Origin of the sequence: Blastococcus colisei (genome assembly GCF_006717095.1) — a bacterium.
Lineage (GTDB): Bacteria > Actinomycetota > Actinomycetes > Mycobacteriales > Geodermatophilaceae > Blastococcus_B > Blastococcus_B colisei.
This window is the reverse complement of the sequence record NZ_VFQE01000002.1, coordinates 736,566-755,515: the sequence shown is the minus strand read 5'-3', so window position 1 is coordinate 755,515 and position 18,950 is coordinate 736,566. Positions and strand designations below refer to the sequence as shown.

The 18,950-nt window shown below is 74.5% G+C and carries 18 protein-coding genes; 7 read left to right on the top strand and 11 right to left on the bottom strand.

The features are described from left to right. Window position 1: 1 nt before the first annotated feature. Both FHU33_RS23060 and FHU33_RS23055 read right to left on the bottom strand, forming a co-directional pair. Window positions 2-718, bottom strand: a complete 717-nt coding sequence (locus FHU33_RS23060; RefSeq protein WP_142027884.1) for a TetR/AcrR family transcriptional regulator — start codon at window positions 716-718, stop codon at window positions 2-4. A gap of 59 nt (window positions 719-777) precedes the next feature. Continuing rightward, window positions 778-1,206: a DUF5946 family protein gene (locus FHU33_RS23055; RefSeq protein WP_142027883.1), complete on the bottom strand. Its 429-nt coding sequence runs from the start codon at window positions 1,204-1,206 to the stop codon at window positions 778-780. 97 nt (window positions 1,207-1,303) lie between these two features. Between FHU33_RS23055 and FHU33_RS23050 the strand changes: the two genes are divergently transcribed. From FHU33_RS23050 to FHU33_RS23030, 5 genes are all read left to right on the top strand, one after another. Beyond that, window positions 1,304-2,422: an NDMA-dependent alcohol dehydrogenase gene (locus tag FHU33_RS23050; RefSeq protein WP_142027882.1), complete on the top strand. Its 1,119-nt coding sequence runs from the start codon at window positions 1,304-1,306 to the stop codon at window positions 2,420-2,422. 61 nt (window positions 2,423-2,483) lie between these two features. Further along, window positions 2,484-3,149, top strand: coding sequence for an HAD family hydrolase (locus FHU33_RS23045; protein WP_142027881.1), 666 nt, complete (start codon window positions 2,484-2,486; stop codon window positions 3,147-3,149). Continuing rightward, a complete protein-coding gene (locus FHU33_RS23040; protein WP_142027880.1) occupies window positions 3,146-4,102 on the top strand; it encodes a Gfo/Idh/MocA family protein in 957 nt (318 codons plus the stop codon). Before FHU33_RS23045 ends, FHU33_RS23040 begins: the two co-directional genes overlap by 4 nt. Window positions 4,103-4,267: 165 nt before the next feature. Further along, entirely contained in the window at window positions 4,268-4,405 is a 138-nt protein-coding gene (locus tag FHU33_RS23035) for a hypothetical protein (RefSeq protein WP_170182606.1), read from the top strand. An 86-nt stretch (window positions 4,406-4,491) separates the two neighbouring features. Continuing rightward, on the top strand, window positions 4,492-4,869 hold the full coding sequence (locus FHU33_RS23030) for an MDR/zinc-dependent alcohol dehydrogenase-like family protein (RefSeq protein WP_142027879.1): 378 nt from the start codon (window positions 4,492-4,494) through the stop codon (window positions 4,867-4,869). Here FHU33_RS23030 and FHU33_RS23025 read toward each other — a convergent pair. From FHU33_RS23025 to FHU33_RS23010, 4 genes are all read right to left on the bottom strand, one after another. Then, on the bottom strand, window positions 4,814-6,022 hold the full coding sequence (locus FHU33_RS23025) for a glycosyltransferase (protein ID WP_142027878.1): 1,209 nt from the start codon (window positions 6,020-6,022) through the stop codon (window positions 4,814-4,816). The genes FHU33_RS23030 and FHU33_RS23025 overlap by 56 nt on opposite strands. After that, on the bottom strand, window positions 6,019-6,981 hold the full coding sequence (locus FHU33_RS23020; protein WP_142027877.1) for a glucosyl-3-phosphoglycerate synthase: 963 nt from the start codon (window positions 6,979-6,981) through the stop codon (window positions 6,019-6,021). Before FHU33_RS23020 ends, FHU33_RS23025 begins: the two co-directional genes overlap by 4 nt. A 142-nt stretch (window positions 6,982-7,123) precedes the next feature. Beyond that, entirely contained in the window at window positions 7,124-8,065 is a 942-nt protein-coding gene (locus tag FHU33_RS23015; RefSeq protein ID WP_142027876.1) for a glycerophosphodiester phosphodiesterase, read from the bottom strand. 289 nt (window positions 8,066-8,354) lie between these two features. Further along, a complete protein-coding gene (locus FHU33_RS23010; RefSeq protein ID WP_142027875.1) occupies window positions 8,355-9,347 on the bottom strand; it encodes a glucosyl-3-phosphoglycerate synthase in 993 nt (330 codons plus the stop codon). A gap of 203 nt (window positions 9,348-9,550) precedes the next feature. Here FHU33_RS23010 and FHU33_RS23005 point away from each other — a divergent pair, with 203 nt between their 5' ends. Then, window positions 9,551-9,745, top strand: a complete 195-nt coding sequence (locus FHU33_RS23005) for a hypothetical protein (RefSeq protein ID WP_142027874.1) — start codon at window positions 9,551-9,553, stop codon at window positions 9,743-9,745. Between the two features lie 9 nt (window positions 9,746-9,754). Further along, complete coding sequence (locus FHU33_RS23000; protein WP_142027873.1) at window positions 9,755-10,129, top strand: iron chaperone; 375 nt, start codon at window positions 9,755-9,757, stop codon at window positions 10,127-10,129. Between the two features lie 218 nt (window positions 10,130-10,347). On the opposite strand, the gene FHU33_RS22995 is transcribed toward FHU33_RS23000, so the two are convergent. From FHU33_RS22995 to FHU33_RS22975, 5 genes are all read right to left on the bottom strand, one after another. Continuing rightward, window positions 10,348-12,624: a phage holin family protein gene (locus FHU33_RS22995; protein ID WP_142027872.1), complete on the bottom strand. Its 2,277-nt coding sequence runs from the start codon at window positions 12,622-12,624 to the stop codon at window positions 10,348-10,350. Beyond that, window positions 12,621-13,250, bottom strand: a complete 630-nt coding sequence (locus tag FHU33_RS22990; protein WP_142027871.1) for a DedA family protein — start codon at window positions 13,248-13,250, stop codon at window positions 12,621-12,623. The genes FHU33_RS22995 and FHU33_RS22990 overlap by 4 nt, the downstream gene beginning before the upstream one ends. Continuing rightward, entirely contained in the window at window positions 13,247-14,053 is an 807-nt protein-coding gene (locus FHU33_RS22985) for an MBL fold metallo-hydrolase (RefSeq protein WP_142027870.1), read from the bottom strand. Before FHU33_RS22985 ends, FHU33_RS22990 begins: the two co-directional genes overlap by 4 nt. A gap of 176 nt (window positions 14,054-14,229) precedes the next feature. After that, on the bottom strand, window positions 14,230-16,803 hold the full coding sequence (locus tag FHU33_RS22980) for a diguanylate cyclase domain-containing protein (RefSeq protein ID WP_142027869.1): 2,574 nt from the start codon (window positions 16,801-16,803) through the stop codon (window positions 14,230-14,232). Further along, the gene (locus FHU33_RS22975) at window positions 16,800-18,716 is read right to left on the bottom strand and encodes a putative bifunctional diguanylate cyclase/phosphodiesterase (RefSeq protein WP_170182661.1); all 1,917 of its coding nucleotides are present in this window, start codon (window positions 18,714-18,716) and stop codon (window positions 16,800-16,802) included. The genes FHU33_RS22980 and FHU33_RS22975 overlap by 4 nt, the downstream gene beginning before the upstream one ends. Window positions 18,717-18,950: the final 234 nt, after the last annotated feature.

Genomic DNA, 18,950 nt, shown 5'->3' with positions numbered 1-18,950 from the left:
GTCAGCCGGCCCGGCGCATGGCCACCGGCGGCCAGCCGGTGTCGCCGTACGTCGATCCCTGTCCACGTCCGTGGACGACCGCTACGCCGGCCTCGAAGTGCCGGAACAGGCGGTCGGCCATGTCGAGCACCCTGTCCGCCAGCACGGCGGGATCCGCGTCGTCCATCATCGCCGTGCGCTGGGTCACCACCAGCGTGCGGGCCGTCGACAGCCACGAGGCCGCGACCAGGGTAGCCGCGGTCTCGGGATCGGCCGGAGCGGCCGGTGACGCGTCGGCCGACCAGGCGTCGACCAGGGCGCTGCGCAGCCGGAGCTCCGTCTCGTGCACGAGTTCGCGCTCGTGGGCGCGCAGGGCGTCCGACGCCTCGAGGGTGCCCACGTAGCAGCGACGGTCGGGCTGGCCCAGCGAGGACACCAGGTCGCGCACGGTGCCGACCAGGTACTCGCGCAGCGCGGTGAGCGGCGGCATCGACGGCATGCGATCCCGGACCGCGTCTGCCGGACCGGCCACCCAGGGGGTGCGGCCGTCGAAGAACAGCTCTTCCTTGGTGGTGAAGTGGTTGAAGACCGTCTGGACGGCGACGTCGGCCTCGCGGGCGATGTCGGCGATCGTCACCGAGTCGAAGTCGCCCTCGGCGAACATCCGCTGCGCCACCGTGCGGACGCGGTCGCGCGTGCGAGCCTTCTTCAGTGCCCGCCGGTCCATGATCTCACTCACCGTGGCAGCATAAGCACAGAACGTGCAGACCGCTCGTCAACGTGACGGTGCGCGTCTCGTTACTCCGGTCGCACCGGTGCGGCGGTCCAGTCCGCCCGGACCGCTCTCGCCCATGACTCGACGAGGACCGGCAGGTCGATGACGTCGAGGTCCGCGGCGACGTCGGCGATCGTCGTCCGCCACGCCGGCGGGGTCCGGCTCACGTCCACGTCCGCGGGGGCGCCGAGGCGGTCCAGGGCATCGCGCAGCCGGCCGTCGTCGCCGGTCATCGGGTGCTGGGCGTCGTAGGCGGCGTCGGCGAGCCGCACGACCGTCGCCGTGACCGGGTGCGATCCGCCGTCCTCCCGCAGGCCGCGGAGGGTGACCTCGAACAGCCGGGCGCAGGAGGCCGAGGCGCCGGGGTGGGCCGGCCCGCCGTCGGCCGGGGCGAGAACGGCGCCGCACCCGGGGCAGATCTCGGTGGATCGGGGCGCGTCGTCGGGGAGCACTCCTCGATGGTGCCGCACCCGGGGAGGCCCCGCGGTCGCGACGGCGGGGGAGGGGGCCCGTGCGGCACCGGGTGCCGGTCCAGGCAGCATGACCGGCGTGCGAACCAGAGCTGCTGTCCTGCGCCGGCCGGAGTCCGAGTACGAGATCGTCGACCTCGAGGTCCTCGATCCGGGGCCGGGCGAGGTGCTGGTCGAGATGGCCTACGCCGGGCTGTGCCACTCCGACGAGCACCTGCGGCACTCGAACCCGGGTGGGCGCTACCCGATCGTCGGCGGCCACGAGGGCTCCGGCGTCGTCCTGGCCGTGGGGCCGGGCGTCACCGCCGTCGCGCCGGGCGACCACGTCGTCACCAGCTTCCTGCCCGCCTGCGGGCACTGCCGGTTCTGCGCGCAGGGCCGGTCCAACCTGTGCGACAAGGGCGCCACGATCGCCAAGGGCGAGCTGCCCACCGGCACCTACCCGTTCCGGCTGGACGGCGAGCCGCTCGGCGGGTTCTGCATGATCGGCGCCTTCGCCCGGCACACGCTGCTCAGCGAGTTCTCCTGCGTCAAGATCGACCCCTGGATCGCCCTGGACACCGCGGCGCTGGTCGCCTGCAGCGTGCCGACCGGCTGGGGCTCGGCGGTCTACTCCGGTGGGGTGCGGCCCGGTGACACCGTGGTCGTCGTCGGTCTCGGGGGCGTGGGCGTCAACGCCGTGCAGGGCGCCGTGCACGCGGGGGCGCTGCACGTGATCGGCGTCGACCCCGTGGCGATGAAGCGCGAGTTCGCCGAGTCGCTGGGTGCCACGCGCACCGTCGCCGGCACGGACGAGGCCACCGGTCTGGCCCGCGAGCTGTCGCGCGGCACCGGCGCCGACGTCGTGATCGTCACCGTGGGGAAGATGTCGGCCGAGGCGTACGCGGGCGCGGCGGCGTCCCTGGGCAAGGGCGGGACCCTGGTGCTCACCGCGCTGGCCGACCGCCCCGAGGACGGGAACGTGCAGCTCGGTGGCCAGCTGGCCACCGTGTTCGAGCAGCGCATCCAGGGCTCGCTGTTCGGCTCGTGCAATCCCTTCCGCGACATCCCGATGCTCCTGCGCCTGCACGAGGAGGGCCGGCTCGAGCTGGACCGGCTGATCACCCGCCGGTACGCGCTCGACGAGGTCAACCAGGGCTATCGCGACCAGGCGGCCGGCGAGACCGTCCGCGGCCTCCTCGACCACTCCCGCGCCTGACCGGAAAGCCCCAGGCCGATCGGTCGGTTCGTCGGCGCGCGGGGTGGGCAGGGGCGGGCGCATGAGAAACGCGCGCATCGCCGTCCTGGATGTCGACGGCACCCTCGTCGACACCAACTACCAGCACGCGCTGGCGTGGTACCGGGCCTTCCGGTCGCTGGGGGAGACGTACCCGGTCTGGCGGATCCACCGGCTGATCGGCATGGGCGGTGACCGACTGGTGGCCGCACTCGGTGGCGACGACGTCGAGCAGCGGATCGGGGACGAGGCGCGCGAGCGCTGGACGGAGGAGTTCGACCGGCTGATCGACGAGGTCGCCCCGCTGCCGGGTGCCCGCGAGCTGATCGTGGCGATCGGCGAGCGCGGGCACCGGGTGGTGCTGGCCAGCTCGGGCAAGGCCAAGCACGTCGACCACTTCCTCGACCTGCTCGACGTGCGCGACCTCGCCGAGGCGTGGACCACCAATGACGACGTCGAGTCGAGCAAGCCCGCGCCCGACCTGCTGCAGGTGGCGCTGAAGAAACTGGGCGAGCCGGTGGACGCCCCGAGCGTCGTCGTCGGCGACTCCGTGTACGACGTCGAGGCCGCGAAGAACGCCGGGATGCCGGCGATCGTCGTCCGGTCCGGAGGGTTCGGGGACGACGAACTGCGCGACGCCGGCGCCGTCGGCATCTACGACACCCCAGCCGACCTCGCGGCGGCCCTCGACGACACCGCTCTGGCATGAGCATCCGGGTGGGCCTGGTCGGGGCGGGTGGCGTGGGTGCCCGGCATGCCCGGACGCTGGCCGGGCTGGAGGACGTCGAGCTCGTCGGCATCGTGGACGCCCTTCCCGGCGCCTGCGATGCCCTGGCCGGGCAGCTCGGGGTCCCGGTCGTGGACACCCTCGACCGCCTCCTTCACGGGGCGCTGGACGCGGTCTGGCTCTGCGTCCCGCCCTTCGCGCACGGCGAGCTCGAACTGGCCGTGGTGCGGGCCGGCCTGCCGTTCTTCGTGGAGAAGCCGCTGGCTGCCGACCTCGGCACCGCCGACACGGTGGCCGCATCCGTCGCCGCGGCGGGCCTGCCCACCGCGACCGGCTACCACTGGCGGCACCTGGACACGGTGGCGCGGGCACGCGAGGCCCTGGCCGGTGTCCCGCCGCGCCTGGTGTCCCTCACCTGGCAGGACAAGGTGCCGCCCCCCGACTGGTGGCGCACGACCCGCCTCTCCGGCGGGCAGGTCGTCGAGCAGGCGACGCACGTGCTGGACCTCGCCCGGGTGCTGGCGGGTGAGGTCGTCGAGGTCCGTGCCGCCGCGGCGCCCTCGTCGGATCCCGGACGGGACGTCGCGGATGCGACGACGGCCGTCCTGACCTTCGCTTGCGGCGCGCTCGGCACGCTCGCCGTCACGTGCACGCTCGCGGCGAAGGGCCGGGCCGGTATCGAGGTGGCCGCTGACGGCGTGCTCGTCGAGCTGACGGAGACCTCGTTGCGGGTGTCGGGTGCGGGCGGCGTCGAGGAGGTGCAGCCGGCGGTGGACGGGCGCCTGGCGGTGGACCGGGCCTTCGTCGACGTCCTCTGCGGTCGACCGGCCGCGCCCGGGGTCGTCGACTACGCCGAGGCGCTGCGCACCCACCGGCTGGCCTGCGCGGTGGCCGAGTCGGCGCGGAACGGCAGCGCGGTGCGGGTGCCGGCATGAGCACGGTCCGGACCACCACGGCGATCCGCTCGCCCAGCACGTCGTCCGGCTGCCGGAGGAGCTGGATCCGCTGGTCGGCATCTACGTGGCCCACCTGGGACCGATCTGCGTCAACGGTCTGCTGCACGCCGCGGCCGATGTGGGTGGCACGGCCCTGACGACGGGGTGCGCGGCCGGCTGGTCCTGGTCACCGGCGGCGGGGCCATCGGGCTGCTCGTGGGCCTGCTGGCGCGGCACTCCGGGGCAGCGGAGGTCGTCGTGGCCGACCCCACCCCGCAGCGGCGGCCGCGGCCGCGGGCCTAGGACCCCAGGCGGTCGACGACTCCCCGGAGGCCGTCCGCGAGCTGAAGACCCGGTGGCGGCACGGACCGGCCGACCACGGGGCCGACGTGGTGTTCCAGTGCCGGGGGCAGGCCGGCGCGCTCGCCGCAGCCCTGCGTGGGCTCCGACCCCAGGGGACGGTCGTCGACCTCGCCTTCTACACCTCGGGGTCCGATGCGGTCCGGCTCGGCGAGGAGGTCCACCACAACGGCCTGTCGGTCCGCTGCGCGCAGATCGGCCGGGTGCCGCGCGGCCTGGCGCAACTGTGGGACCGGCGCCGGCTGTCCACCGAGACCCTCGGGCTGCTCGCTGCCCACGGGGACGCCGTCCGGGAGCACCTCCTGTCCGACGTCGTCCCCTTCGACGAGGCGCCGCAGCTGTTCGCCGACCTCAGCGCACGGCGGCGTCACGTGCTCTCGGCGGCGCTGGCCGTTCCGCCGGCGTGAGCCGGTCGGTGCGGCGCAGGACCTCGGCGTAGAGCTCCTCGTAGCGCTCCGCCATCACCGCCGGGGCGAACCGGCGGCGGGCCTCGGCGGCGCACGCCGTGGGATCGATCTCCGCCAGCCGCCCCAGGGCCGCGGTGAAGCCCGCCTCGTCGTCGGCCAGGAACCCGGTCCGGCCGTCGTCGACGAGCGACGGGAGGCACCCGCGGGCCATGGCGACCACCGGCGTCCCGGCGGCGAGCGCCTCGCAGACCGCCGTCCCGCCCGGCTCCTCCCAGCGGATCGGGAACAGGACCGCGCGTGCCTCCCGGACCAGCCGGGCCTTCTCCGGTCCCGCGACCGTCCCGATCCAGCGCGCGTGCGTGCCGTCGAGCAGGGGTTCGACGTGCTCGGTGAACCAGGGCAGATCGGGGTGGGTGTGCACCGGGTGGCGCGGATCGGCGCGCGCGTCCGCGAGCGCCGCGGCGTCGGGCATCCCGGCCACCGGGCCGGCCAGCACCAGGGGGAGACGGGCGTCCCGGCAGGCACGCAGCGCCGTGTCAGTGCCCTTGAGCTCGCAGATCCGCGCGAGGAGCAGCACGAAGTGCGACCGTGCGGAGACCGGCAGCGGCTGCTCCTGCGGCACGGGAACCGACAGGGGAACGGAACCGAGCACCTGCCGGCGGAGCCGGTCAGGGGCCGCGGCCAGCTGGATCTCCGAGACGCCGACGAAGAACACCCGGCCGTGCCCGTCGAAGGCGCTGTAGAAGGCGGAGTTCCGACCCAGGTCCCAGTGCAGCGTGGCGAGCACCGGCGGACCGGCCCTGCGCATCGCCCCCAGGATCGCCGGCCCCACCACCTCCACGTGCGTGTGCACGACGTCGAAGGGGACGCCGGCCTCCGCGTGCTCCTCGACGGCCCGCAGGACGGCCTGCTCGTGCGCGTGCGCGATGCCCACGACCTGCGGATAAGGGCCGGCGAGCTGCGCGAACTGACCGGTGGGGAAGGCGCTGACCCGTCCGTCGGCCGGCAGTTCGGAGTCCCCCACGCTGGCCAGGACGACGGTGTGCCCGCGAGCGCGCAGCTCTCCGGTCAGCGTGGCGACGACGTTCTCGAGCCCGCCGTAGCCGCGTGGGGGCACGGGCAACCATGGCCCGGCGTCCATCAGCACCTTCACGGCCGGCGTCCTCCATGGCCGGCCCGGGCGCGTACCTCTCGCATGGGTGGACGATCGATGGTGCCGGTGTCCCAGCTGACGGCTTCGACGCCGTCGTCGGTCCGCACGAACTGCAGGAGCTCCGTGGACGCCGTCGTCCGGCCGGGCAGTCTGGCCATGGCGGTCTGCAGGATCTGCCCGGCCATCCGGCCGAGCGCCGCGTCGGACTGGTGGCCGTGCTGACGGGTCCCGAGATCGGCCTGGGCGAGGGCGTCGACACCGGCCAGCCGCGCGAGGTCGACCAGGAGCCCGAACTCCACGCCGTAGCCCGAGGCGAAGGGCACCGACTCCAGGAGATCGCGGCGCCCGGCGTACTCGCCGGACAGCGGCTGGACGAAGCCGGACAGCTCCGGCCAGAACGCGTTGAGCAGCGGGCGGGCGAGCAGCTCGGTGACCCGGCCGCCGCCCGAGGGGACCAGCCCCTCCGTGGTGGTGAGCGGGCGGTCGTAGAGGCCCTTGACGTAGCCGACCGCCGGATCGGTGAGGAGTGGACCGAGCAGACCGACGACGAAGCGCGGGTCGAAGGCGACCAGATCGGCATCCACGAAGACGACGAGGTCACCGCTGGTGGCGTGGAGGGACTTCCAGAGCGCCTCCCCCTTGCCCGGCACGCGTCCGTGCCCGGGGAGCACGGTGTCGACGTGCACCACCCGGGCACCGGCCTCCTGCGCCACGGCGGCGGTGCGGTCGCACGACCCGCTGTCCATGACGACGAGCTCGTCGATCACGGGATGCCGCTCGACGAGGGCGCCGCGGAGCGCGGTCACGATGGCGCCCACCGTGCCCTCCTCGTCGAGGGCGGGCAGCACCACGCTGACGGTGGCGCCCTGCCGGCGCTTCGCGGCCAGCAGCTGTTCCGGCTCCCAGCAGGTGACGCGATAGGTGCGGTCGTGCAGCCAGCGGCGGACGTCTGCTCGCATAGGGCCCCCAGGACGGGCGCCGACACCCTCGTCGGCGCTGGACCCCGTGCACGCAGGATGCCTCACGTCGGACAGTCCGGCGACCGATCACGTGCCGTATCCGCAGACGTCGCCTTTGAGTGGGAGCTACGAGGCGGCGGGGTCAGGAGGCGGCGGAATCGCGGCCGAGGCGGCGCAGCAGCTCGTCGGGGCGGTCGGTGATGATCGCGTCGACACCGAGGGCCCGCATCAGGTCCATGTCGGCGGGCCGGTTGACCGTCCAGACGTGGACCTCCTTGCCGGCGGCATGGGCTTCGGCGACGAAGCCGGGGTCCGAGCGGAGCAGCGCGACGCCGGGGCCGACCGCCGAGGCGCTGCCGCTCAGCAGCTCGCGGCGGACGGGACGCAGCCGCTTGCCGATCAGCTGCACGGTCGGCACCCCGGGGGCGAGCTCGGCCATCCGGCGCACGGCGAACTGGGAGAAGCTCATCATCCGGACGGCCGGCTTGCCGGCCCACTCGACCGGGCGCCCGTTGCCGAGCAGCCCGTACCGGCGCAAGCAGTCGACCAGCGCCTCCTCGACCCTGCGGGTGTGCCGGGTCGGGTGCTTGGTCTCGATGGCCAGCCGCAGGCTGCCGGGCGTCGCGGTGATGTACTGCAGCAACCGGTCGAGGGTGAGGACCAGGCCGTTCTCGACGTCGGGCTCGTCGGTGACGGACAGGATCTCGTCGTCCGCCCAGCGGCTGCGGCCCTTCGGCTTCCGGGCGCCGAACTGGAACTGCTCCAGCTCCTCCAGGTGCAGCGCCGAGACGATGCCGCGCCCGTTGGAGGTGCGCCTGATCTGCCGGTCGTGCACGCAGACCAGCACGCCGTCACGGGTCAGCCGGACGTCGCACTCGACCGCGTCCGCCCCGACGGCGGCGGCGTGCCGGTAGGCGGCGAGCGTGTGTTCCGGCGCCCCGGCGGTGGCGCCGCGGTGGGCGACGACCTCGGGGGCGGTCACCGGGGCGAGGCGGGGGGAACGACCGGCACGCGGTGATTCTCTCCCGTCGCGGCGGAGGCTGCGCGGCAGGGTGGCCGCCCGTTCCACGTGCCGGGAAGCCATGTCGGGAAGCTACGGCCTCTGCTTGCGGGGTGACCTTGTTGGTCTTTTCGGCGGTAGACGGCGCTCAGGGGCGCTGACGTCGAGCGGGTTGAGCCGCGCGCCCGAACGTTGAGCCGGGTCAGGGCGCGGCTCAAGGGCCGATGAGGCGGCTTGACGTGCCGTTGTCGGCCGCGCCGGCGCCCCTGCTGTGCGCGACCGTGGCCACGCGACGGCGTGTACGGCAACACGCACGGCACTCGGCCAACAGGGTCCAAGTGCAAGCAGCGACCGAGCGTGGGAAGTGCCCTGGTCAGCCCGCCATGCCGGCGTCCCCGGTGCGGTACTCGGCGATGGTCACCATGGGGGGCCGCTCGTCGACGCCGACCGCGCGGCTGCTGGGCACGAATCCCGAGCCGTCGTGGCGGAACTGGGTGAGCAGTCCGCTGGCGGTGAGCGGTTGGTGCCCCGGGCGGCCGCACTCGGCACGGGCGAGCACCGTCGAGACGACCTCGCCGGCCATCGCGCCGAGCGCTTCCTGCGACTGGGAGGTGTGCCGCCGGACGCCGAGGTCGACCTGAGCCAGCGAGGAGAGCCCGCCCAGGCGCAGCAGGTCGACGAGCAGGCCGACCTCCACCCCGTAGCCGGAGACGAACGGCACCTGCTCCAGGGCCGACCGGCGTCCGGCGTACTCGCCCCCGAGCGGCTGGACGAACCCGGCCAGCTCCGGCCAGAGCGCGTTGAGCAGCGGCCGGGCGGTGAGCTCGGTGACCCGGCCCCCGCCGGCGGGCCGGGCCTGCCCGTCGATCTCGAGGGGGCGCGTGTAGCAGCCCTTCACGTAGAGCACCTGCGGGTCGGTGAGCAGCGGCCCGAGCAGGCCGGGCACGTAGTGGGCGACGTCGCCGAGGAGGTCGGCGTCGAGGAAGACGACGAGGTCGCCGGTGGTGGCGGCCAGCGACTTCCAGAGCGCCTCACCCTTTCCGCGCCGGGTGCCGTGCCCGGGCAGGACGTCGGTGGTGGCGACGACGTCGGCGCCGGCGGCCCGGGCGACCTGGGCGGTGGCATCGGTGGAGTCGGAGTCGACGACGAGCAGTTCGTCGATCAGCGGCAACCGGGCCATCCAGCGTTCCCGCAGGTCGGTGACCAGGCGCCCGACCGTCGCCTCCTCGTCCCGGGCGGGCAGGACGACGCTGACGCGGTGCCCGCCGCGGCGCTTGGCCCGCACGAGGGCATCGGGGTCGATCTCGGCCAGGCTGGCCGCAGACGTGGTGCGGTGCTCGAACCAGGCGCGGGCGTCGGGTCTCACCGCCTCACTGTCGTGCAGGGCGGCCGCCCCTGACCAGGACGGCGCCCACAGTTCACGTGTTCGTCACCGGAAGCCGGCCCGGGGACAGCGGGTGCATCTTGTGCATTCCTTGCGGTTCCCGAGCGGTGCGCCTGCGGTTGGGCGGCCAGAGTCGGTGCTGCACCACGAGGGGGAACCGCCGCCCGGACCGAGGAGACACGCAGATGATCCGCATCGACGCAGCCCTGACCCGCCGCGTCACCGGTGCGCGCCTCACTGCTGCCGCCGCGGTCCTGGGCGGCACTCTCGCCCTCGCGGGGCTCGGCGCATTCGGGGATCTCCCCGGCGCTCCCATCGACGGCGACGTCGGCCCCGGCATCATGACCGTGGAGCTGTCGCAGGCGGTCAGCACCCGGTAGGAACGGCCCATGACCGCCCGCTTCGCCACCGTCGACGACTACGCGGCCTCGCTGCCCGAGGACGTCCGGTCGGTGCTGGAGGAGGTCCGTCGCGTCGTCCGCCGGGTGGTGCCGGACGTCGGCGAGACGATCAGCTACCGGATGCCCACGTTCACCCTCGACGGGCAGCCGCTGGTACACGTCGCGGCCTGGAAGAAGCACCTCGGGCTGTACCCGCTCCCGCCGATGGACGCCGAGCTGGCCGCACAGGTCGAGCCCTACCGGGGGGCGAAGGACGCGATGCAGCTCCGCTACGACCGGCCGGTGCCCTACGACCTGGTGGAGCGGGTCGTCGCAGTCCTCCTCGAGCAGCGACGTGCGGCGGCCGCAGGCCCCGGCGTGTGAACGCCCCGTAGCCGAGGTCCCCCGGTCGGTGGAGCGGTGTCATCCGAGCGGGGACATCGGACGGGCGGACGGTCACGGGCAGTGGGAACGGCGGCGACTATCGCCGGCGTGCCGACGATGGTGAAGCTGTTCTTCTCCCTGGCCACCGTGGCCGGGGCGCCTGCGGTGGCCACCTACGCGGTGTGGAGCCGATACGTCTAGAACGCAGGGCGGGTGACCTACAAACGCCACCTCGAGGCCCTGCGTGCCGTCGCCGACGGCTCCTGAACAGCGGGCCGGGACGTCGGTGCGCGAGGGGTGGGAGGCATGGCACGTCCCATCCGGCCGCGGGCACGGCCGGACAGAGCATCCGCGCCCGCCGGCACGCGGCTCAGCGCCGTCGGGCTCTGCTCGCCGACCGCGGCGCCGTCCCCGGTCGGCTCCGGGTGGCCGAGATCGGTGAGCCAGCCGCGCAGCACCCGGTGCAGGTGCTCGGCGCCGACGATCTCGCCCGGCGCCGCCCACTCGCGGGGGTGGACGAGCAGCGCATGCTGCTGCGGCCCGCCCAGGCCCCCGTGCGAGCCGACGTGCGGCTCGAACGGCGAGGCCTCGTCGGTGCCGGGGTCGTAGCGGCTGTTGATCACGACGTCGGGGCAGTGCGGGAACGTCGAGACGCGGGCGACCAGGGCGGCGGCGTGCTCGCCGTAGGGCAGCAGCGGGTCGGTGCCGATGACGACGCCGGTCGCGAGCCGGTGCAGCCCGTCCCGGCCGAGGACGACCGGCCCGAACTCCTCGGAGTGCACCAGCAGGAAGCCGACGCCGTCGTGGTCGACCAGGCCGGGCAGCAGGGCGGGCCAGTGCCGCTCGATCTCCTCCAGCGCGGCCCGCCCCGGGAGGTCGGGGAAGGACACCATCGCCTGGTGGCCGGAGACCACGCACACGACGCCCGGCGCCACGCGCGGCACCGCACCGGCCGGCCCCGGCTCGACGGCGTGGTCGTGACGGACCGCCCCGGCACGTTCCACGCGCTCCTGCAGCCGGCGCGCGATGGGTCCACCGCTCTCGGCCAGGGCGGCGGTCACCTGCCAGCTCTCCACCGGACGGCGGCTGTCGCGGGTGCCGGTGGACTGCCGGGAGCCGAGGGTGCCGCCGCAGAGCCGGCCGACCAGCTCCTCGATCGACTCCCCGAACCGGTCGGCGAACGCCCAGCCCTGGGTCTGGCCGTGGTCGGAGAGGACGACGAGGTGGTACCGGCGGGGCGCGAGCGTCGCGGCCCGGTGCAGCCGGCCGATCTGCTGGTCGATGCTGCGCAGCACGGCCAGGCTGTCGGCCCGCTCCAGGCCGCCGTGGTGGGCGGCCTCGTCGTAGCCGAGGAAGTCCGCGTACACGACCGGGCGGCCGGCCAGCATGTCCTCGAGCAGCGCGAAGACGACGACGTCGCGGGAGATGACGGTGACGCCGGGGCGGGCCAGCGGGTAGATGCCGCCGCGGCTGACCCGGGGCCGGACGTCGTCCCGGCGTTCCCGCGCGGCGGCGGCGAGCTCGCGGCAGATGTCGACCAGGGAGACCCCGATGGTGCGCAGCGCGTTGACCGGGTTCGCGAAGTAGGCGTAGTAGCCGGAGCCCACGCGCTCGCGGGTGCGCCGGGCCCGGCGGGCGCGGGCCGGGACGACGTGCGACAGCGAGCTCATCGTCAGGCTGACGTGGGCGGCGTCGCCGGTGAACAGGTTGCCGTGGCCGGCGCCGTCCGGGGCGAGCAGCCCGCGCCCGTCGGAGTGCCGGCGCTCCACCTCGACGGCGTCGGCGGGGTGGGAGACGCGGGTGATGTGGTCGCGCTCCTTCTCGTACCAGCGGAACCCGAGGACGTCGTGGTTGGAGCCGTGCAGGATCCCGCTGACCGCAGCGCCGGTCTGGGAGCTCCAGTCGGTGTGCCAGGAGGTCATCGCGTGGCTGCCGGTGCGCAGCCAGGCGGCCAGGTTCGGCATCCAGCCGTCGCGGACGGCCCGCCGGGCGGTGTCGTGGGAGAGCGCGTCGATCTGGAGGAACAGCACGCCCGGTGGGCGCCCGGCGTCCTCCGGCGTCCCCCGTGCCCGGCGGCGTGCGCGGCGGAAGAAGATCTCGTCCTCGTCGACGGCGAGCAGGCTGCTGACCACGCCGGAGACGGCGGCGATGACGACTGCCACGACGACGGCCACGCGCAGGTCCGCCACCACCACGCCCGGCACGGCGAAGGAGACCGCGAGCACGACGGCGCCGAAGAGCAGGAAGCTGCCCAGCCCGAGCGTGAAGAACGCGACCGGCAGGGCCACCCGCATCACCAGCGGCCAGGCCGCCGCCGCCAGGACGCCGAGCAGCAGCGCCATGACCGGCGCCTGCCACCACGACGACAGCTCGAACCCGGTCATCCGCGCGCTGAGGACCACCAGCGCGCCGGTGACCGCGCCCCAGGTGACCAGCACGCGGGCGAGCGTGCGGCCGGTGCGCAGCAGCCGGCCGGGGGCGGCGGGGGTACTCACACGGTCTCGCAGGGTTCGGGCTCGGCGGCCGCCGGCACGGTTCGGCGGCGCCGGTTGCCAATCAGGTTCAGCACCGCGCTGACCGCGAGCACCAGCACGGTGGCGACCAGCATGGCGACCAGCGGGGAGTCGAAGATGCCGCCGCTGACCACGCCGAGCAGCGCGTAGGCCAGCGCCCACAGGAAGGCGGCGAGCAGGGACGCCGGCACCAGCCGGCGCCAGGGATAGGTCAGCGCCCCCGCTGCGGCCAGGACCGGGATGCGGCCGGCGGGCAGCAGCCGTCCGGCCACGATGATCTGCCAGCCGTGCCGCCGGAACTGCTCGCGCACCTGGTCGAGGCGGTCGGCGTGCTGGCCGCGGGTGACCCACCGGACCGCCGACGGGCCGCCGAACCGGCAGATCGCGAAGGTGACCAGGTCGCCGGTGAGCGCGGCGAGGGTGGCCACGGCGAGCACCAGCGCCAGCCCGAGGCCGGCGGTGGTCATGGCGAAGGCCGCGGCCGTGCCGACGACGAGGCCGGTCGGCACCACCGGGACGACGGAGCCCAGCAGCACCAGCCCGAACAGCAGCGGATAGCCGACGGCGGTGTCGCCGTCCCAGGCGCTGGTGAGCACGTCGAGGTTCATGTCTCGGCCACCGACAGGTCGACGGCGGAGCCGGGGGCGGTGACGACGACGCGGGTCGGCAGACCGCGCGCGGCGACCTCGGTGGCGAACGCGTGGGGTGGGTCGACCAGCAGCCGCCGCATGCGGGCGCGCAGCGGGGAGGGGACCGATGTCATCCCCGCGACGGTGAGCGTGCCCCAGTGGACCGGGACGGCGATCCGCGGCCGGATCAGGGCGGCGGCGTCCGCGGCGCCGACCGGGTCGAGGTGGCCGGGACCCAGGGTCGGGCCCCAGCCCCAGACAGGCAGCAGGGCGACGTCGACGTCCCGGTCCCGCAGCACGCCCATCCCCTGAAAGACCCCGGTGTCGCCGCTGACGTAGACGCACGAGCCGCCGCCCTCGAGCAGGAAGCCGATCGCCTCGGTGTCGGGCCCGTGCGTGGAGCGGGGGCCCCAGCGGTGGCCGCTGTGCTCGGCGCGGACGGCGGTGATCCGCAGCTCGCCGTCGGGCAGCGACTCGCCGGCCGAGAGCTCGTCGACGCGGGGGAACCCTCGGCCGCGCAGCCACTCGCCGGCGCCGCGCGGCACCACGATCCGGGTGCGGGGCCCGACCGTGCGCAGGGAGGGGATGTGCAGGTGGTCGCCGTGCAGATGGCTGATCAGGACGAGGTCGACCCCGGCCCACGTCGCCGGGTCGGGCAGGGACACGACGCGGCGGAGCAGACCCACGGTGGGGGCGAGCACGGGATCGGTGAGCACGGTGCGTCCGGCCATCTCGACGCGGACGGTCGAGTGGCCCAGGAAGTGCAGCACCGGGCTGGTCACGGCGTCAGTATTCGCGGGGGTAGTGACAGTCCCAAGGCGTTTGCGCCCGTATGGGGGTGCCGGCGCCGGAAATGGGTGGAAACCCTGAGCCCAGGGTCCGGCGTTTATGGCCAGGGCGCTGACCCGAGCCCCGTTTCCGCCATCGTGGCCACTTTGGCGGGTGGGACGCGCACGACTCAGACGGCGGGGACCGTCAGCAGGGCGGCGACCTCGGCGGCGGTCAGGTCGTGCGGCTCGCTGCGGCCGTGCAGCAGCTGCACCCCCGTGGCGACGACGGCCTCGCGCACCTCGGGCGTGCTCACCCCGCCGGCGATGGTGGTCAGACCGAAGCCGGTGTTGGTCCGGACGATGGCCGCCAGCACCTGCAGGGCGCGGGTGGTGTCGTCGCGGGAGGAGAGGCCGTTGAGGTCCAGGCGGACGGCGTCGAGGTGGACGCGGGCCAGCAGGGCGAAGAGGCTGTGGCCCATGCCGTAGTTGTCCAGGCAGAGGCGCACGCCGCTCCTGCGGACGGCCTCCAGCTCCGGGACGAGCGCGGCCGAGCCGGTGAGCAGGGTCTCCTCGGTGAACGACAGCATCAGCCGGGAGGCGGCCAGGCCGGACGCGTCCAGGGCGGCGGCGATCTCGGCGGCCAGGCCCTCGGCGGGGACGAAGCCGGCGGGGAGGCTGACCGCGACGTCGACCCGCTCGTCGGGCAGCGCGGCGACCTCCCGGCAGGCCTGGTGCAGCAGCCAGGTCCGCAGCTCGGTGGCGCGTCCCTGGCGTCCGGCGAAGCCCCACAGCTCCAGGTTCTGGACGGCGGGGTGGTCGGGGTGGCTCCAGCTCGGCGTCGCGTGGACCAGTGCGATCCGGCCGTCCGGGTGGCAGGCGGCGTCCATGCGGACGGAGAACAGGCCCTCGGCCACGACGTCGGCGAAGTCCGGATGGGCCTCGACGTGGGAGGGGGCCGGGGCGTCGGCGGTCCGCACGCAGCCCTTGCCGGCCTGCTTGGCGGCGCGCAGGGCGGCGTCGGCCTCCCTGAAGGCGACCTGTCCGCCGGCCGCGCCGAGTGCGGCGACGCCGACGCTGGCGCCGACGGCGAAGGCGCCGTCGGCGGTGCGGTAGGGCATGCCGAGGACGTCGACGACGCGCTGGGCGACGTCCTGGGCCTCGGCGAGGGTGCCGGTGACCAGGACGGCGAACTCGTCGCCGCCGAGACGGGCGACCAGGTCGTCCTCGCGGACGACGGTGTGCAGCCGGCGGGCCACCTCGACCAGCAGGTGGTCGCCGGCCTCGTGCCCGGCGACGTCGTTGACCGCCTTGAACCCGTCGAGGTCGAGGACCAGCAGGCAGCGGTCGTCGACGGACGGCGTGGCCAGCTCCCGGAACAGCGTCGCGCGGTTGGGCAGGCCGGTGAGGTGGTCGGTGTAGGCCATGCGCTCGAGCTCGCGTTCGCGGCGGCGGCGAGTGGTGACGTCGCGCAGGTAGAGCACCCGGCGCCCGCTGCCGGGGCGCTCGGTGGAGGTGGCCTCCAGTTCGCTGTGCGAGCCGTCGGCCGGGACGACCCGGAAGTGCAGGGGCGCGCCTTCCCCGGCGGGGACGTCGAGGGTGGCGGCGCGGACGGTGTCCCGGTCGGCGGGGTCGACGAGGTCGAGCAGTGAGACGGCGTCCTGAGCGCTCGAATCGATGCCGAGGAGGCTGCGCGCCGCCGGCGAGGTGAACAGCAGGCGGAACTCGCCGTCCATGATCGCGATGCCGTCGGAGCTGGCCTCGATGAGCTCGCGGAAGTCCTCTTCGCTGCGCACGAGGTCCTCGATCACCCGCCCGTCGTCGCGGACGCGCATGAACGACCGGAGCGCGGTGAGCCCGAAGACGAGGGCACAGCCGAGCTGGGCGCCGGCGGAGAAGGGCACGTCCCACAGCAGCCCGCCGATGAGGGCGGCCGGCAGGGTGAGCATGGAGTTGGTGATCATCGCCAGCCCCACGGGGCTGACGACCGGCGCCGAGGCTCGTGGCCCCCGCTCGGGGAGGCGCAACGGGGCCAGGTGCACGGCCAGGGTCGAGGCCAGCATGGCCGCGGCGACGGAGGCGTCGGAGACCGCGGTCCACATCGTCGCCGGCGACACGATGGCGATCGCCTCGGCCCCGGCGGCCGCCGACTGGCAGGTGACGGCCACGATGAGCACGGTGGACGCGCTGCGCAGAGCGGCGGTGGAGACCGTGCAGAGGGCGCCGATGCCGCCGAGCATGAGCGCCCCGTAGGCGCCGTACGCGAAGACGAGGGTGCGGAGGGCATCCGGCGCCTCGACCGGGTCGATCAGCGCCGCGTGCAGCACCTCGGTGACGACGAGCATCGCGGTGGTGATGAGCGCGCCTTCGACGACGAGCACGGACCAGCGGGTGCGGCTGACCCGGCGGGCCAGCATCCCGGCGGTGACCACTGGCGAGGTCGCACCGAAGAAGAGGATGACGTCGTCGAACCCGAACCCGTCGAGCCCCGGGCCGGGGAAGGACCCGGCCAGCAGCTGCGCGAGGGCGAAGAACACCGCCCCGAACGCGGTGGGGTACCAGGGGCGGGCGACGTCGCGGTCCATCGTGCGCAGCCGGCGGAACATCGACCAGGCCACCATCGACGCCAACGAGCCGAGGACCAGCTCGTCCCACTGCATGCCGGTGCCGTCGGGCGCGCTGAACGGCACGGCCAACGCGAGGCCGACCAGGGCCAGCGGCACCGCCGTCCGGACGCCCCAGGGGACGCTCCGTAGCGCGATCACGACTGCGCCGGGGTCACGGCATCGGGCAGCGCGCTCCGCATGTCCCACTCGCCGGCGGCGAGCTGGCCGGCCTCGAGCGGCCGGGCGAAGACGTAGCCCTGGAGGTACCGGTGCCCCATGTCCCGGAGCAGGGTGAGGACGGCCTCGTTCGTGACCCCCTCGACGATGACGGGCAGGTCGAGGCTGGAGCCCAGCTGCAGCACCGCCCGGCACATGGCGCGCCGGGCAGGGTCGTGCTCGACGTCGGAGAGGAAGTACTGGTCCATCTTGAGGACGTCGACGGGCATGCCGACCAGGTAGGCCAGCGACGACCAGCCGGTGCCGAAGTCGTCGACGGCGACGCGGACGCCGAGCCGGCGCAGGACGGTGAGGTCCTCGATGACGTGCGAGTCGTCGAGCAGCACCGACTCGGTGATCTCGACGATGAGGCGCGAGGACGGCAGGCCGCTGGTCTCCAGGGCGCTGATGACGTCGGGCACGAGCTCGCCGCTGCGCACCTGCCGGGCGGACACGTTGACCGCGACGCCCAGGTCGGCATCGCCGAGGGCGGCGATGGTGGCGCACGCCTCGCGCAGCACCCACCGGCCGAGCTCGGTGATCAGCGGGGACTCCTCGGCCAGGGGCACGAATTCGGTGGGGGAGACCTCGCCGAAGAGGGGGTGCCGCCAGCGCAGCAGCGCCTCGACGGAGACGGTGCGGTGCATGACGATGTCGACGACGGGCTGGAAGACCAGCCGCAGCTCGCCGCGGTCGAGCGCGCCGTCGAGGTCGGTGCGCAGGGCGGCGCGGCGGTCCTCCTCGACGCGCAGGGCGTCGTCGTAGCGGTGGACCGAGCCGGGCCCGGCCGTGGCGGCGCTGCGCAGGGCGAGCTCGCCGCGGCGCAGGGCCTCCCCGGTGTCGACGTCGGCGAACAGCGCGGCCACGCCGGCGACGGCGGACAGCCGGAGCGAGCCGCCGGGGATCGGCACGGGGCCGACGGCGGCGACCAGGCGGGCGGCCACGATCTCGGCGTCGGCGATGCTGCCGTCGACGAGGACGACGAAGTCGCCGTCCTTGCCGCGGGCCAGCCAGTCCTCCCCGCGCAGGGCGCGGGTGAGCCGGGCGGTCAACGATCGCAGGACGGCGGTCTCGGTGTCGGGCGCGAGGATCTCCGAGGCCAGGCCGCTGATCCGCACGAGGGCGAGGGAGAACGACCGGCGGTGCGCCTCGCGCTGCACGGCGCCCAGGCTGCGGACCAGCGCCGCGCGGTTGGGCAGGCCGGTGACGGGGTCGGTGAGGGAGAACTCGTGCAGGTCGGGGTCGATGCCGGCCGCGGGGACGCGGGAGGAGGCGTCGCGGCAGAACAGGACGAACGCGCCGACGTCGGGGTCGGCGCGCAGATCGCGGACGGTGGCCTGGATCAGCCGCCACCGTCCGTCGGCGTGCCGTATCCGCGCGGTGCGGACGGCGAGTTCCTCGGGGCGGATGCGGTCGGCGTCCAGGATGCCGGAGACGGCGGAGCGGTCGTCGGGGTGGACGGCGCGGAGCAGCGGCAGCCCGACCACGGCGGCGGCGTCGAACCCGAGCAGGTCGGCGATGCCCTGGGAGGCGAAGGTGACGCGGAATCGGTCGTCGAGGATGACGACCGGGTCGACGCTGCTCTTCACCAGCGTCCGGAACGAGGACTGGCTGCGCTGCAGCGCCCCGGTCAGTCTGCGCTGGCGGGTCCACAGGGTGGCCTGGAAGGAGACCAGGACGGCGAGCCCCGTTCCGGCGAGGACCAGGCCGAGAACCGTGGGCACGGCCAGCAGGCCGACCACGACCGCGGCGACGGCGACCACGGCCACGGGGACGGCGAGGAGTCCGGCGCGCCCGCTGGGGGACGCGACCGGGAACGCAGCCGCTGGCTGCCCCGGGACGGGGGCGGTGGTCACACGCCTCTGATCGGGCTCCCGCCGGGGGTGCTGCAGCACCGTTCTCGGCCTGTCACCCCTTCGGGGGACGTCGCGATCGTTCGCGGACGCCGATCCCCGGTTCGGCGCGGCCGGAATCGGGTGTGTCCAGACGGGGGCCGGGGTAGCAGGGGGTCTCGTTCCGTAATGCCGCAGCGGACGCGCCCCGTTCCTTCGCCGGGTGTCGCGTCCGGAGCGAGCCTTGGATTGCTGACG

Excerpts from the sequence above, each read along its gene's own strand:
- FHU33_RS23045 (WP_142027881.1), top strand. The coding sequence starts at position 2,484 with ATGAGAAACGCGCGCATCGCCGTCCTGGATGTCGACGGCACCCTCGTC.
- FHU33_RS23040 (WP_142027880.1), top strand. The coding sequence starts at position 3,146 with ATGAGCATCCGGGTGGGCCTGGTCGGGGCGGGTGGCGTGGGTGCCCGG.
- FHU33_RS23020 (WP_142027877.1), bottom strand. The coding sequence starts at position 6,981 with ATGCGAGCAGACGTCCGCCGCTGGCTGCACGACCGCACCTATCGCGTC.
- FHU33_RS23015 (WP_142027876.1), bottom strand. The coding sequence starts at position 8,065 with ATGGCTTCCCGGCACGTGGAACGGGCGGCCACCCTGCCGCGCAGCCTC.
- FHU33_RS23005 (WP_142027874.1), top strand. The coding sequence starts at position 9,551 with ATGATCCGCATCGACGCAGCCCTGACCCGCCGCGTCACCGGTGCGCGC.
- FHU33_RS23000 (WP_142027873.1), top strand. The coding sequence starts at position 9,755 with ATGACCGCCCGCTTCGCCACCGTCGACGACTACGCGGCCTCGCTGCCC.
- FHU33_RS22990 (WP_142027871.1), bottom strand. The coding sequence starts at position 13,250 with ATGAACCTCGACGTGCTCACCAGCGCCTGGGACGGCGACACCGCCGTC.